This is a genomic window from Polaribacter gangjinensis (assembly GCF_038024125.1).
Taxonomy (GTDB): domain Bacteria; phylum Bacteroidota; class Bacteroidia; order Flavobacteriales; family Flavobacteriaceae; genus Polaribacter; species Polaribacter gangjinensis.
On record NZ_CP150662.1, the window covers coordinates 2,076,073 to 2,092,001 of the forward strand.

The window sequence follows — 15,929 nt, forward strand, 5'->3', positions numbered from 1 at the left end:
TGAAATTCAACTCTCTCAAAAAATAAGAGAGTTTTTTTATCAAATTATTTCAGATTGAATTTCATAATAAAATATATATAAATAATTGATAAACAAAAAGTTACTATTTTTTTCGAATGCATGAATGTAACTTACAATACTAACAAATACGCAATCAAATTTTAGAATCAATCTATTTTTGTTAACAAAATAAAGTTTTTAGTACATGAAATTAAATAAACACAGCAAAAGATTAACACAAGATGAATCTCAACCAGCATCGCAAGCAATGTTATATGCAGTTGGTTTGACAGATGAAGACATGCAAAAAGCACAAGTGGGAATTGCAAGTACAGGTTATGATGGAAATCCTTGCAATATGCACTTAAATAAATTGAAAGATGAGGTAAAAATAGAATGCAATATTGCTGGTTTGGTGGGTTTAGGTTTCAATACTATTGGTGTTTCTGACGGAATTTCTATGGGAACTTCAGGGATGAATTATTCGTTAGTTTCTAGAGATATCATTGCAGATTCTATTGAAACTGTGATGAATGCACAAAGTTATGATGCTTTGGTTGCCATTGTTGGTTGTGATAAAAATATGCCTGGAGCTATTATTTCAATGTTGCGTTTAAATCGTCCAGCAATTATGATGTATGGAGGAACTATTGCATCTGGAAATTACAAAGGAAAAAAATTGAATATTGTTTCAGCTTTTGAAGCATTAGGTCAAAAAGTTGCTGGTGAAATTGATGAAAACGAATACAAAGAAATCATTAAAAGAGCCATTCCTGGAGCAGGCGCTTGTGGTGGTATGTACACTGCAAATACAATGGCTTCTGCAATAGAATGTATGGGTTTTTCTTTGCCTTACAATTCTTCAATTCCTGCAGAAAATCCGAATAAATTATCAGAAGCAGAAAGAACTGCTTTAGCGATTAAAAATTTGTTAGAACTAGATTTAAAACCTTTAGATATCATCACAAAAAAATCCATTGAAAATGCGATTGCAATTGTAAACGCTTTGGGTGGGTCTACAAATGCAGTGTTGCATTTCTTGGCAATTGCACACGCAGCAGATATCGAATTTACCTTGGAAGATTTTCAACGAGTAAGTGATAGAACTCCTTTAATTGCCGATTTAAAACCTTCAGGAAAATACTTGATGGAAGATGTTCACGGAATTGGAGGAACTCCAGCAATCATGAAATATTTGTTGGATAATGGCTATTTGCATGGGGATTGCATGACAGTAACAGGAAAAACCTTGGCTGAAAATTTAGCGGATGTAAAAGCAATTGAATTTGAGTCGCAAGATGTTATTTTCCCAAAAGACAAAGCACTGAAATCTTCAGGGAACATTCAAATTTTGTATGGCAATTTGGCTGAAGAAGGCGCAGTTGCCAAAATTTCAGGAAATGAAGGATTGCTTTTCGAAGGAAAAGCTGTGGTCTATGATGGAGAACAAGCCGCTAATAAAGGAATTTCAAATGGCGAAGTTGCCAAAGGCGATGTTGTAGTAATCAGATATGTAGGTCCAAAAGGAGGTCCAGGAATGCCAGAAATGTTAAAACCAACTTCCTTAATTATGGGAGCAGGTTTAGGAAAATCAGTTGCTTTGATTACAGATGGTCGTTTTTCAGGAGGAACTCACGGATTTGTGGTTGGTCACATAACGCCTGAAGCACAATCAGGAGGAACAATTGCTTTGGTAAAAACAGGAGATATCATCAGAATTAGTGCAGAAAACAATACCATAAACGTATTACTTTCTGAGGAAGAAATTGCTAAAAGAAAAGCAACTTGGGTAGCTCCAGCTCCAAAACACACCAAGGGAATCTTATACAAATATGCTAAGTATGTTGCATCAGCATCTAAAGGATGTGTAACTGATTTATAATTAAGAATAAAGAAATAAGAGTAAAGAAAATAGAAATTAAACGAGTTAAAAGTCTTTGATCTCTTTTCTTTCTTCTCTAATCAAAAATAAAAATATGGAAATACAAACCATAACAAAAATTCAAGAAACAATACAAACCACTGAGCGTATTTCAGGTTCAGAGGCAATTGTTCGTTGTTTAATTGAAGAAGGAGTTGACATTATTTATGGATATCCAGGAGGAGCAATCATGCCAGTGTATGACGAATTGTACAAATATCAAGATAAAATCCATCATGTGTTAACGCGTCATGAGCAAGGAGCTACTCATGCTGCTCAAGGCTATGCACGAATTTCTGGAAAAGTTGGAGTTGCTATTGCAACTTCTGGTCCAGGTGCAACCAATTTAATCACAGGAATTGCAGATGCGCAAATCGATTCTACACCTATGGTTTGTATTACAGGTCAAGTTGCTTCGCATTTGTTAGGTAGTGATGCTTTTCAAGAAACGGATATTGTCGGAATTTCAACTCCAATTACCAAATGGAATTGCCAAGTAACTAAAGCTGAAGATATTCCAAGTGTTTTGGCAAAAGCATTTTACATCGCCAAAAGTGGCAGACCAGGACCAGTTTTGGTAGATATTACAAAAGATGCTCAGTTTAGTGAATTCGATTTTTTGTATAAAAAATGTACCAAAGTTCGCAGTTACAATCCTTTACCAAAAACAGATTTTCAAACAGTTGAAGCAGCAGCAAAATTAATCAATGCTGCTAAAAAACCATTGATTGTTTGGGGACAAGGAGTTATTTTGAGTAAGGCAGAAAATCAATTAAAAGCTTTGGTTGAAAAAGCAGGAATTCCTGCAGCTTGGACAATTTTAGGAGCTTCTGCAATTCCAACTTCTCATCCATTAAACGTTGGTATGGTTGGCATGCATGGAAATTATGCGCCAAATATGTTAACAAACGAATGTGATGTTTTGATTGCTATTGGAATGCGTTTCGACGACAGAGTTACTGGAAATTTAGCAACCTATGCAAAGCAAGCTAAAGTGATTCATTTTGAAATTGATCCTGCTGAGGTGGATAAAAATGTAAAAACGGATATTGCTGTTTTGGGAGATGCCAAGGAGAGTTTAGAATTATTATTGCCTTTGATTCATGTAAATTCTCATGAAGATTGGCATCAAAAATTCAAAGATTTATATGCCATTGAATATGAAAAAGTCATCAAAAATGATTTGTATCCAACAAAAGAAGGCTTAACAATGGGAGAAGTGTTGAAAGAAATCAATATCCAAAGTAATGGAAATGCCGCCATTGTTACTGATGTTGGTCAACATCAAATGATTGCTTGCAGATATGCTGATTTTAACATCACAAAAAGCAACATTACTTCTGGCGGATTAGGAACTATGGGTTTTGGATTGCCAGCAGCCATTGGCGCAAAAATGGCAGCTCCAGATCGTGAAGTTGTTTCTATTTCTGGTGATGGAGGATATCAAATGACGATTCAAGAATTGGGAACTATTTTTCAGCAAAAAGCGGCTGTGAAAATTGTGGTTTTGAACAACGATTTTTTAGGAATGGTGCGTCAATGGCAACAATTATTTTTTGACAAAAGATATGCATCTACAGAAATGGTGAATCCAAATTTTGTAGCAATTGCTGAAGGCTATTACATCAAAGGAAAAAAAGTTACCAAACGCGAAGAATTAGCACCTGCAGTTGCAGAAATGATGGCAAGTAAAGATGCATATTTTCTAGAAGTTTGTGTGGAAAAAGAAGACAATGTTTTTCCTATGATTCCTTCTGGAGCAAGTGTTTCTGATATACGTTTGGAGTAAATAAAAATGAAAAAAGAACAAAGAATAAAAAGATGAGTAAAAACTCTGAAACTTTAATCTTTACACCTTGAACCTACAAGAATGAACACAGAAAAACAACTATATACAGTTTCCATTTACACGGAAAATAACATTGGATTGTTGAACCGAATTTCAGCAATTTTCCAACGAAGACATATCAATATTGAGAGTTTAAATACGTCTCCATCTGAAATTGATGGCGTTTCAAGATTTACCATTGTTGTTTATATGGATGAAGTTGGGATGAAAAAAATCATCGGTCAAATAGACAAACAGGTTGAGGTAATCAAAGCGTTTTATCATACAGAAGAAGAAACGATTTATCAAGTTTCGGGGTTGTTTAAAATCAAATCCGATTTATTGTTTGAAGAACGCCAAATTCAAAATATCATCAAAGAAAGCAATGCACGAATTGTTACCGTAAACAAAGTGTTTTTTGTACTTGAAAAATCAGGAAAAAGAGAAGAATTAAAAGATTTATACGAAAAACTAAGTGTTTTTGGCATCATGCAATACACACGTTCTGGACGAATTGCAGTGACTAAAGACGAAATGAAAATATCAAAAATGCTACAAGCATTCAACAACAATTAAAACCAAAAAAAATGTCAAATTATTTTAACACATTAACTTTAAGACAAAAATTAGAACAACTAGGAAAATGCCGTTTTATGGATGCTTCAGAATTTGAAGATGGTGTAAACGCATTGCTTGGAAAAAAAATAGTCATTGTAGGTTGTGGCGCACAAGGGTTAAATCAAGGTTTGAATATGAGAGATTCTGGCTTGGATATTTCATACGCACTAAGACAAGTTGCCATTGACCAAAAAAGAGATTCTTTCGTAAACGCTTCTTCAAATGGATTTAAAGTAGGAACGTATGAAGAATTATTGCCAACAGCTGATTTAGTAATTAATTTAACGCCTGATAAACAACATACTAGCGTAGTAAATGCAGTCATGCCTTTGATGAAAAAAGGAGCTACGTTAAGCTATTCTCATGGCTTTAATATTGTTGAAGAAGGTATGCAAATCAGAAAGGATTTAACCGTAATTATGGTTGCTCCAAAATCTCCAGGATCTGAAGTTCGTGAAGAATACAAGCGTGGTTTTGGTGTGCCAACATTGATTGCTGTACATCCTGAAAATGATCCAGAACAAAAAGGTTGGGCGCAAGCAAAAGCCTATGCAGTAGCAACTGGAGGCCATAAAGCTGGCGTTTTAGCATCATCTTTTGTGGCAGAAGTAAAATCTGATTTAATGGGCGAACAAACCATTTTATGTGGATTATTACAAACTGGCGCAATCTTATCTTTTGACAAAATGGTGGCTGAAGGAATTGACGCAAGTTACGCAGCAAAACTAATTCAATATGGTTGGGAAACTGTAACTGAAGCTTTAAAACATGGAGGAATAACCAATATGATGGACAGATTGTCAAATCCTGCAAAAATAAAAGCATTCGAACTTTCGGAAGAATTAAAAACCATCATGCGTCCGTTATTTCAAAAACACATGGATGATATCATGACAGGTCATTTTTCAAAAACCATGATGGAAGATTGGGCAAATGATGATAAAAACTTATTAACTTGGAGAGCTGCAACTGGCGAAACTGCGTTTGAAAAACAAACCATCACCACACGAGAAATTCCAGAACAAGAATATTTTGATCACGGAACTTTGTTGGTTGCATTTGTGAGAGCAGGAGTTGAATTGGCATTTGAATCTATGACAGAATCTGGAATTATTGATGCTTCTGCATATTACGAATCCTTGCATGAAACTCCGTTAATTGCCAATACAATTGCACGTAAAAAATTATACGAAATGAATCGCGTAATTTCTGATACTGCAGAATATGGTTGTTATTTATTTGATCACGCTTGCAAACCTTTGTTAGCAGATTTCATGAAAAAAGTTTCAACAGATGTGATTGGAAAAAAATTCACCAATGATAATGGTGTTGATAATCAGCAATTAATTGCAGTAAATAAAGCGATTAGAAATCATCCAGTAGAAAAAATTGGGGCAACTTTAAGAGCGTCAATGACTGCAATGAAAGTAGTAAAAACAGCCTAATCAATTATGTTTTTTAAAACTAAAAAAGCATCTTTTTACAAGAAAAGGTGCTTTTTTTATAGAAAAACTCGAAATGCTTTTCGTGATTTTTTCAATGATTTTATCAAACAAACTATCAAAAGTGAACTTATTTTTTGTTACTTTGATTTCTAAATTACACAATTTTTTTATGGAAATTACATTTAAAGAAATTCCTAATGAGTTTAAAATTGATGCTTTATTGCATCAAAATACCTATTTAGTTGATGGCATTTTAAAAGAATGGAAAGGGAAAACAGCCAATGTTTTTTCAACAATATCTTCTACAAAAGAATATCAACCAACATTGTTAGGAACGGTTCCTGATTTGGGTGAAAATGAAGCTTTAGAAGCTTTGCATGCAGCTGAAAAAGCCTATGATCGTGGACAAGGTTTGTGGCCAACAATGAAAGTTGCTGACAGAATTGCAGCTATGGAAAAGTTCGTTTCGCAAATGAAAACCAAACGTGAGGAAATAGTAAAACTATTGATGTGGGAAATTGGAAAAACTTTACCAGATTCGCAAAAAGAGTTTGACAGAACTGTAGAATACATTTACGATACCATTGAAGATTATAAAAAAATGGACAGAACTTCTGCCAAGTTTGAAAAAAATGCAGGAGTGTATGCACACATCAGACGTGGACCTTTAGGAGTTGTATTGTGTTTAGGGCCTTATAATTATCCATTAAATGAGACTTTTGCGTTGTTAATTCCCGCTTTAATCATGGGAAATACAGCCATTTTTAAACCTGCAAAACACGGAGTTTTATTATTGTCACCTTTGTTAGAAGCATTTCGAAATAGTTTTCCTGCTGGTGTTGTAAACATCATTTATGGTCGAGGAAGAACGCTAGCAACACCAATTATGGAAACTGGAAAAGTAGATGTGTTGGCTTTGATTGGAAATAGCAAATCTGCAAATGCAATTCAAGGAAATCATCCCAATAAAAATAGGTTGCGTTTGGTGTTGGGTTTAGAAGCAAAAAATCCTGCTATAGTTTTACCAGATGCTGATTTAGATTTGGCAATTAGCGAATGTATTGTTGGCACAACTTCTTTCAACGGTCAACGTTGTACGGCTTTAAAAGTGGTGTACGTTCATGAAGATATTGTGGCTGAATTCAACAAGCGTTTTGCGGCTAAAGTTGATGCTTTAAAATTTGGAAATCCTTGGGAAAATGGAGTACAATTAACGCCTTTACCTGAACCAGAAAAACCAGCTTATATTCAAGAATTGATTGATGACGCTACCAAAAAAGGTGCAAAAATAATCAATGAAAATGGTGGAAAAACTACCGAAAATTATATTTTTCCAGCGGTTTTATATCCTGTTTCTAAAAACATGCGCGTTTTTGAAGAAGAGCAATTTGGACCTGTAATTCCTGTGCTTTCTTTCAGTGATATTCAGGAACCTTTGAACGATATGGCTGAATCTAATTACGGTCAGCAAGTAAGTGTTTTTGGTAGTGATGTAAAAACTTTAGCACCATTAATTGATACCTTAGTGAATTTAGTTTGTAGAGTAAATTTAAACAGTTCTTGTCAAAGAGGTCCAGACGTTTATCCATTTACAGGACGAAAAGATTCAGCTGTGGCAACCTTAAGTGTGTATGATGCATTGCGTTCTTTTTCAATCAGAACCTTTGTTGCATCTAAAGATTCTGCATATAATAATGCTATTTTACAACAATTATTAGATACAAAATCATCGAATTTTATCAATACTGATTATATTTTGTAAAAAATCAATTATTTAAAAGTTAAAAGCCGCTTTTTCAAAATCGAAAATAGTGGCTTTTTTTTATATTTGTAGAAAATGTATAAATCAAATAATTATGAATTTTTACGATAAAATAAAATGGGTTTTAGGAATTTTGATGGTTTTTGTTCTTATTATCACCACCAATCTTTTAGATAGAAATAATTTTGTTAGAGTTAAAGATTCTGTAGTTTCAATTTATGAAGATAGATTGATTGCCAATGATTTGATTTTTGAGATTTCAAACTCCATTAAACAGAAAGAAATTGCAATTGTTACTTCAAATGCTGATTTTTTTAAGGTAGCAAACGAATCAGAAAATAATAATATCGAATTTTCAATTGAAAGATATGAAAAAACCAAACTGACTCCAGAAGAGCGAACTGTTTTTGACCAATTTAAAGCAAATTTCGATAAACTTAAAACTAAAGAAAGTCAATTCGTTCAGAATGGAATGGAGGATAAAAGCAATTTGTTAAAATTACTTTTTGAAATTGATGAAAATTTACACGATTTAAATAAAATCCAGTTAAATGAAGGAAGAAGACAAATGTCTATTAGCCAAAAAGCCATTGATACTGTCGAATTATTTACACAAATTGAAATTTATTTATTGGTGTTTTTAGCAATTGTTGTTCAAGTAATTGTGATGTATAATCCTAAAAAAGAGAAATCAAAATGAGCTTAAACACGAATCGTTAACATCGGTTTTAAACCACTTTTTGATAAATTTTTAGTAACACTTGCCGAAAACAAATGTGATAATCCACTTCTGCCATGTGTACTCAATGCAATTAAATCAGCATTGATTTCGCGCGAAAAATTTAGGATTCCTTTTTCAACAGAAACATCATTGTAAATAGAAATACTGTGTTTTGGTAACTCAAATTCGGTAACAAATTCCTTAATTTTTTGAGTTGCTTCAAAAGTGCTTTCAAAATTAGAAGGAGTAGTAACTTTCAATAAATGAATGGTACTTTCAAAAATTAAGGCGATTTCTAATAGTTTTCTTAGCACATCTTTTTTGTCTTCGTTTTTAAAACTCGATGCAAAAACAACGTTCTTAAATTCAATATTATCATTGTCTTTTTTTACAACTAGCACAGGTATTGTGGATTTTCGAACTACTTTTTCAGTATTAGAACCAATCAAAATTTCCTCAAAATCAGAATGCCCTTTAGAACCCATAATAATCAAATCGGCATTTATTTTATCAGCACAAGCTAAAATTCCCTCAAACGGATTTTGAAAGCGAATCAAATGATGTACTTCTTGGTTTTCTGAGAAAAATCGTTCCTTAAAATCAATAATACGTTCTTTAATTTTACGCAAGTACAACATGCTTTCAGGAATGCTAAAATTGCTTCTTGAACCCATATCTGCCATGCCAGATGGCAATTCTATGATGTGTAAAAGATACACTGAACTTTCAGATTTTTTGGCAATTTTCGCAGCCATTTTACAAGCAAATTCTGACGATTTTGAAAAATCAATAGGAACTAAAATTGTTTTCATAATTGATGGTTTAAGTAAAACGAAATTGCGTTTTTAAATTTACAAAAAAGATTTGAATTACAATCCTTTTGGTAAATCACAAACATTTAGTATATTTGCACCGAAAAAATAAGGAAAAATGAAAATGAAGGGGACTTAGAGTCCCCTCTTTTTATATCTAAAAGAATTGTTTTTTTAAGATTTAGTAAAAAATAATAATGGATCAAGCCAAAGTAAGATATTTAGTTGATGAGGCGTTAGCAGAAAATGAAAAACTATTTTTAGTAGATCTTTCAATTTCTGAAGCTAATAAAATCAAAGTAATTGTTGATGGTGATGAAGGGGTGTCATTAAGCGAATGTATAAGAATTAGTAGAAATGTTGAACATAATTTGGATAGAGAAACTGAAGATTTTGCATTAGAAGTTTCAACTCCAGATATTTCAAAACCCATAAAATTACAAAGACAATATATAAAAAACATCAATAGAATATTGAATGTAAAAACGGCAAACGAAGAAGAAATAGAAGGAACCTTAGTTGCTGTAAACGAAGAAAATATTGTGTTAGTTTGGGAAGCAAGAGTCCCAAAATTAGAAGGAAAAGGAAAAATGACTGTTGAAAAAACAGCAACAATAGAGTATAAAAATATCAAAGAAGCAAAAGTGAAGATTGTATTTTAAGAAAATAAGGTAATGGAAAATTTAGCGTTAATTGAATCGTTTTCTGAATTTAAAGATAACAAAAGTATAGACAGAGTAACATTGATGTCTATTTTAGAAGAAGTTTTTAGAGCAGCTTTAAAAAGAAAGTTTGGCTCTGATGATAACTTTGATATCATCATCAATCCTGATAAAGGAGATTTAGAAATTTGGAGAAATCGTGTGGTGGTTGCAGACGGAATGTCTGAAGATGATAATGAAGAAATAGAATTGAGTGAAGCTCGTAAAATTGAGCCCGATTTTGAAATTGGCGAAGACGTTTCTGAAGAGGTAAAGTTAGTTCAATTAGGTAGAAGAGCTATTTTGGCTTTGCGTCAAAATTTGATTTCAAAAATTTATGAACACGATAGTACCAATATTTTTAAACAATTTAAAGATTTAGAAGGCGAATTATATACTGCTGAAGTGCATCACATTCGTCACAATGCTATCATTTTATTAGATGATGATGGAAACGAAATTGTATTGCCAAAAAGCGAGCAAATTCGTTCAGACTTTTTTAGAAAAGGCGATTCTGTAAGAGGTGTTGTAAAATCTGTTGAATTAAGAGGAAACAAACCTGCGATTATTTTGTCAAGAACATCACCCTTATTTTTAACAAAATTATTTGAACAAGAAATTCCTGAAGTTTTCGACGGTTTAATTACTGTAGAAGGCGTTGCGAGAATTCCAGGTGAAAAAGCAAAAGTAGCAGTAGATTCTTATGATGACAGAATTGATCCAGTTGGTGCTTGTGTTGGTGTAAAAGGATCAAGAATTCACGGAATTGTACGTGAATTAGGAAACGAAAACATCGACGTTATCAATTATACAAAAAACGAACAATTGTATATTGCTAGAGCTTTGAGTCCTGCAAAAGTAACATCTATGGAAATCGAATTGTATGAATCTGAAAAAAATGGTAAAAAAGGACGTGTAAAAGTCGTTTTAAAACCGGAAGAAGTTTCAAAAGCAATTGGAAAAAGTGGTGTAAACATTCGTTTAGCAAGTGAGTTAACAGGTTATGAAATCGATGTTCAAAGAGAAGGCGCTGAAGAAGATGTAGAATTAACAGAGTTTGTTGACGAAATTGAAGGATGGATTATCCAAGAGTTCAAAAACATTGGATTAGATACTGCAAGAAGTGTTTTAGAAACATCAGTAGAAGAATTGGTAAAAAGAACCGATTTAGAAGAAGAAACTATTTTGGATGTTCAACGAATTTTAAGAGAAGAATTCGAAGAGTAATTTCAAAAATCATTAAAAGTAAAAAGATTATTTTTACAAAAATTAAAGAATAAAAAATTATATATGTCTGTAGACAAAACAATGAGACTTAGTAGTGTGTTAAGAGAATTAAATATTTCTCTTGACAGAGCTGTGGAATATTTAGGAAAGCATGGTCATGAAGTAGAAGCAAGACCAACTACTAAAATTTCTCAAGAAACCTATCAAGTCCTTCTTGATGGCTTTGAAACAGATGCTAATAAAAAAGCAGCATCTAAAGAAGTTGGAGAGGAAAAAAGAAAAGAAAAAGAAGCAATTCGTCTTGAAATTGAGGCCAAGCTTGAAAAGAAAAAAGCAGAAGAGGCTAAAAAAGAGGAAGAAATTTTAAGAGCGAAAGCAGATAAAATTGAGTTTAAGACTGTTGGGAAAATCGACATAGATAACTTAGGAAAAAAGCCCGAAGTTGAGAAAGAAGTTGAAAAACCAGTAAAAGAAATAGTTGAAGTTCCAGTTACTAAAGAAGAAGTAGCTCCAATAAAAGAAGAGAAAAAACCTGAAGTTGTAGCTGAATCTAAAAAAGCTGAAGAACCTAAAGTTGAAACTCCAAAAGTAGAAAGTAAACCAGTTCAGCAAGTTCAAAAAGACGAAAAGCCAACTGAGATTACTCCAGAAAATGCAGAGTCGATTGTTACTCAATACAAAAAATTGGATGGGCCAAAAATAACTGGACAAACCATTGATTTGAAACAGTTTGAAAGACCTAAAAAGAAAAAACCAGAAGTTAAAAAAGACGCTGCTGCAGACCCAAGAAAAAAACGTAAGCGTATTAGCAAACCAGGTGCTGCGCCAGGAACTGCTATAGGACCTGGAGCTAATTCAAGACCACCTCAAGACAATAGAAACAGACCAAATCAACCAAATCAAGGTGGACAAGGCAATAACAGACAAGGAGGTTTTAGACCTAGAGGAAGTCAAGCTCCTATCAAAAAAGAAGACCCATCTGAGGCTGACATCCAAAAACAAGTAAGAGAAACTTTAGAGAAACTTCAAGGAAAATCATCTAAAGGAAAAGGAGCAAAATACAGAAGAAATAAAAGAGATGCTCACAGAGAACAATCTGAGGCAGAATTAGAAGCAAAAGCATTAGATAGCAAAATTCTAAAAGTTACTGAATTTGTAACAGTTAGCGAGGTTGCAACCATGATGGATGTTCCTGTAACACAAATCATCTCTGCATGTATGTCTTTAGGAATGATGGTAACCATGAATCAGCGTTTAGATGCTGAAACATTGGTTATTGTTGCAGAAGAATTTGATCACAAAGTAGAGTTTGTGGGTGCTGAAGTTGAAGAAGCTATTGAATCGGTTGAAGATAATCCAGAAGATTTAATTACTCGTGCGCCAATCATTACTGTAATGGGTCACGTAGATCATGGAAAAACTTCATTGTTAGATTACATCAGAAATGCAAATGTTACCGAAGGTGAAAGTGGAGGAATTACGCAACATATTGGTGCATATGCGGTAAAAGTAGGAGACCAAAAAATTGCATTTTTAGATACACCTGGTCACGAAGCATTTACAGCAATGCGTGCTCGTGGAGCGCAAGTTACAGACTTAGTAATTATTGTGGTTGCTGCAGACGATGATGTAATGCCGCAAACCAAAGAAGCAATTTCCCATGCTCAAGCAGCTGGAGTTCCTATAATTTTTGCCATCAATAAGATTGATAAACCGAATGCCAACCCAGATAATGTAAAAACGCAATTATCTGCTATGAATTTACTTATCGAAGAATGGGGAGGAAATATTCAATCTCAAGATATTTCAGCAAAAACAGGTCAAGGAATTGAAGAATTATTAGAAAAAGTTTTGCTAGAAGCTGAGGTTTTAGAATTGAAAGCAAATCCTAATAAAAATGCATCTGGTACTGTTGTTGAAGCTCAGTTAGATAAAGGTAGAGGATATGTAACAACCATTTTAGTTCAAGCAGGAACTTTAAAAGTGGGAGATTATATTTTAGCCGGAAAAAATAGTGGTAAGGTTAAAGCCATGTTTGATGATAAAGGTGTAAAATTAAAATCAGCAGGACCTTCAACTCCAGTTTCCGTTTTAGGATTGGATGGAGCACCACAAGCAGGAGATAAGTTTGTTGTATTTGATGATGAACGTGAAGCAAAACAAATTGCTGCAAAAAGATCACAATTGCAAAGAGAACAATCTGTAAGAACTCAAAAAACATTGACACTTGCAGAGATTGGAAGAAGAATTGCTTTAGGAGATTTCAAAGAATTAAACATCATTTTAAAAGGAGATGTGGATGGTTCAGTAGAAGCATTAGCAGATTCGTTCCAAAAACTATCAACCGAAGAAATTCAAATCAATATATTACATAAAGGAGTTGGAGCTATTACGGAAAGTGATGTATTATTAGCAACAGCATCTGATGCAATTATTGTAGGATTTAATGTTCGTCCTCAAGGAAATGCAAGAGCGATTGCTGATAAAGAAGAAGTGGATATCAGAACATATTCTATCATTTACGATGCTATCAACGACTTAAAAGATGCTATGGAAGGAATGCTTTCTCCAGAAATGAAAGAGGAAGTTACTGGAAATGTGGAGATTAGAGAAGTTTATAAAATATCTAAAGTTGGAAACATTGCAGGATGTATGGTAATGTCTGGAAAAATATTTAGAGACTCTCAAATCCGAATTATCAGAGACGGAATTGTTGTTCATGATGGTTCTTTAGCATCATTGAAACGTTTCAAAGACGATGTGAAAGAGGTTGCAAAAGGATATGATTGTGGATTGCAAATTAAAAATTACAACGATATCCAAGAGGGTGATTTAATTGAAGCGTATAAAGAATTTGCTGTTAAAAAGAAATTATAGCAGGATTTCTATTTCATAAAAAAAGCCAAAATCAATTTTGATTTTGGCTTTTTTAATTTTCGTTGGATTTTTTAAACTTACCTTAAAAGAGAAATAACAATCAATCCAGAAAACTTTTCTGAAAAATTTAGCAATGCTTTATCAGCCTCTAATTTTGTCTTGTAATTTCCAACTTGAACTTTCCAATACGGCTGATCATATGTCAGTTTTGTATATACATCAGGATAGGAAGAAGCAAACTTAGCTTGTGCATTTTTTGCATTCGATTCATCACCATAAAAAATTTGAACACGATATCCAAAGCCAACATCTTTATTAAAAGCTCTTTTTTTAGCAATCAACGTTTTAATCTGTGGACTCATATTGGTGCTGTTTTGAGCACTAATACTTTCTATACCAAGTATTAAAAAAAATCCAAAAAACCAATAAGAGTAAGAATATTTCATAATAAAGTAATTTTTGCAAAAGTAATAACATCCTTTTTAATATAATCTTAAAAAATCATTATTTAGAATTATTATAAATTAATGTTTAACATTCTATTCCTTTTTAAAAATTTGCTAATAAGTACTACTTTTGTGCAACTGTTCAAAAAGCGTTTTTTTGAACCATTTTATACAAGACACTAAAAATAGTTTGTAAATATGAAAAGTGTAGCATTACACAGTAAACGAACCCTAATTCTTCTAAAGAGTTTTACAATTATCCTGTTTTTTGCATTTAGTCTTTCTTCTTATTCACAAGAAGTAGATGAAGCACGTCAACAAGAAGGTAAAAAATTGTTCAAATCTTTGTGTGCATCTTGCCACAAATTAGACAAAAAGTTGGTTGGGCCTGCTCTTGGAGGTGTTGAGGCAAGAAGAGAGCGTGAGTGGTTAATTAAATGGATTAGAAATAATGCCGAATTAAGAGCTTCAGGTGATAGAGATGCTATCGCTATTTTCGAAGAATATAATGGTTCCGCAATGTCTGCTTTTCCTCAATTGACAGACCAAAATATTGATGATATTTTATACTACACTACTGTTGGTGATCCAAAACCAAAAGTTGATCCTGCTGCTGCTGAAGTTGTTGCAACTGGTGGAGGTGGTTCAACTGCGCCAGGATGGCTAATTTACATTTTAGCTGCTGCTATTGTAGTAGCATTTTTAATGATTGCAAGCTTGTTAAAACAAGTTGCCGAGTTGAAAGGAAATAAAACTCCTGAAATTAAATCAGACTTAAAAAGAGATTTGCAAGAACTTTGGGAAGGAGTTAAACAAAACACTTTCTTAAAAGTTGTTACAACAATATTTTTATTATTAATGGGAGCTTATGTAGGTTTTGGAACGCTTTTTAAAGTAGGTGTTGATCAAGGATATTCTCCTTTACAGCCAATTGCCTTCTCGCACAAAATTCATGCTGGAGATAATAAAATAGATTGTCAATATTGTCATTCATCAGCAAAGCACAGTAAGCATTCAGGGATTCCGTCCGTAAATGTGTGTATGAACTGTCATAAAAACATTGCTGAGGTTGCTGAAGGAACTGTTGTAGAATGGGATGGAGTAACGTATGGAAAAGCAGAACTTGACAAAGAAATTGCAAAAATCTACACTGCTGCTGGTTGGGATCCAGAAGCGCTAGAATATACAGGAGAAACTAAACCAATCAAGTGGATTCGTATTCATAACTTACCTGATTTTGCGTATTTCAATCACTCACAACACGTAACAGTGGGAGGATTAGAATGCCAAACTTGTCATGGTCCTGTAGAAGAAATGGACGAAATGTATCAATTTTCTCCTTTAACTATGGGATGGTGTATCAATTGTCACAGAGAAACAAAAGTTGATTTAAAGGGTACAGAATACTATGACAAAATACACAAAGAATTAGCTAAAAAATACAATGTTGGGCAAGTTACAGTTGCGCAATTGGGAGGTTTAGAGTGTGGTAAATGTCATTATTAATAAAGCAAAAATAGCCTTTAGTCAAAATAATTTAATTATCGACTAAAACTAAGAACTAATAACTA

Annotated in this window: 12 protein-coding genes; 10 read left to right on the forward strand and 2 right to left on the reverse strand. The window is 33.3% G+C overall.

Annotated features, from left to right (window positions below; genetic code table 11):
* The first annotated feature begins 205 nt into the window (after positions 1-205).
* From ilvD to WHA43_RS09375, 6 genes are all read left to right on the forward strand, one after another.
* Positions 206-1,882 (forward strand): dihydroxy-acid dehydratase, encoded by a 1,677-nt coding sequence (ilvD, locus tag WHA43_RS09350; RefSeq protein WP_105046790.1) that lies wholly within the window; start codon positions 206-208, stop codon positions 1,880-1,882.
* Between the two features lie 94 nt (positions 1,883-1,976).
* Entirely contained in the window at positions 1,977-3,710 is a 1,734-nt protein-coding gene (gene ilvB / locus WHA43_RS09355; RefSeq protein ID WP_105046791.1) for a biosynthetic-type acetolactate synthase large subunit, read from the forward strand.
* 81 nt (positions 3,711-3,791) lie between these two features.
* Positions 3,792-4,325, forward strand: a complete 534-nt coding sequence (ilvN, locus tag WHA43_RS09360; RefSeq protein ID WP_105046792.1) for an acetolactate synthase small subunit — start codon at positions 3,792-3,794, stop codon at positions 4,323-4,325.
* Positions 4,326-4,336: 11 nt separating this feature from the next.
* Positions 4,337-5,812, forward strand: coding sequence for a ketol-acid reductoisomerase (gene ilvC / locus WHA43_RS09365; protein ID WP_105046793.1), 1,476 nt, complete (start codon positions 4,337-4,339; stop codon positions 5,810-5,812).
* A gap of 169 nt (positions 5,813-5,981) precedes the next feature.
* Positions 5,982-7,574 (forward strand): NADP-dependent glyceraldehyde-3-phosphate dehydrogenase, encoded by a 1,593-nt coding sequence (locus WHA43_RS09370; protein ID WP_105047362.1) that lies wholly within the window; start codon positions 5,982-5,984, stop codon positions 7,572-7,574.
* A gap of 94 nt (positions 7,575-7,668) precedes the next feature.
* Positions 7,669-8,274 (forward strand): MCP four helix bundle domain-containing protein, encoded by a 606-nt coding sequence (locus WHA43_RS09375; protein WP_105046794.1) that lies wholly within the window; start codon positions 7,669-7,671, stop codon positions 8,272-8,274.
* 2 nt (positions 8,275-8,276) lie between these two features.
* Here WHA43_RS09375 and WHA43_RS09380 read toward each other — a convergent pair whose 3' ends face one another.
* Positions 8,277-9,107: a universal stress protein gene (locus WHA43_RS09380; protein ID WP_105046795.1), complete on the reverse strand. Its 831-nt coding sequence runs from the start codon at positions 9,105-9,107 to the stop codon at positions 8,277-8,279.
* A gap of 197 nt (positions 9,108-9,304) precedes the next feature.
* On the opposite strand from WHA43_RS09380, the gene rimP reads away from it, so the two are divergent.
* The 3 genes from rimP (at position 9,305) to infB (ending at position 13,912) form a co-directional block, all read left to right on the forward strand.
* Positions 9,305-9,769, forward strand: coding sequence for a ribosome assembly cofactor RimP (rimP, locus tag WHA43_RS09385; protein WP_105046796.1), 465 nt, complete (start codon positions 9,305-9,307; stop codon positions 9,767-9,769).
* 12 nt (positions 9,770-9,781) lie between these two features.
* Positions 9,782-11,035: a transcription termination factor NusA gene (gene nusA, locus WHA43_RS09390; protein WP_105046797.1), complete on the forward strand. Its 1,254-nt coding sequence runs from the start codon at positions 9,782-9,784 to the stop codon at positions 11,033-11,035.
* A gap of 63 nt (positions 11,036-11,098) precedes the next feature.
* Entirely contained in the window at positions 11,099-13,912 is a 2,814-nt protein-coding gene (infB, locus tag WHA43_RS09395) for a translation initiation factor IF-2 (RefSeq protein ID WP_105046798.1), read from the forward strand.
* Positions 13,913-13,989: 77 nt separating this feature from the next.
* Here the strand turns inward: infB and WHA43_RS09400 are convergent, their stop codons facing one another.
* On the reverse strand, positions 13,990-14,358 hold the full coding sequence (locus WHA43_RS09400) for an SPOR domain-containing protein (protein ID WP_105046799.1): 369 nt from the start codon (positions 14,356-14,358) through the stop codon (positions 13,990-13,992).
* Positions 14,359-14,556: 198 nt separating this feature from the next.
* Between WHA43_RS09400 and WHA43_RS09405 the strand changes: the two genes are divergently transcribed.
* Entirely contained in the window at positions 14,557-15,864 is a 1,308-nt protein-coding gene (locus WHA43_RS09405; RefSeq protein ID WP_105046800.1) for a cytochrome c3 family protein, read from the forward strand.
* Positions 15,865-15,929: the final 65 nt, after the last annotated feature.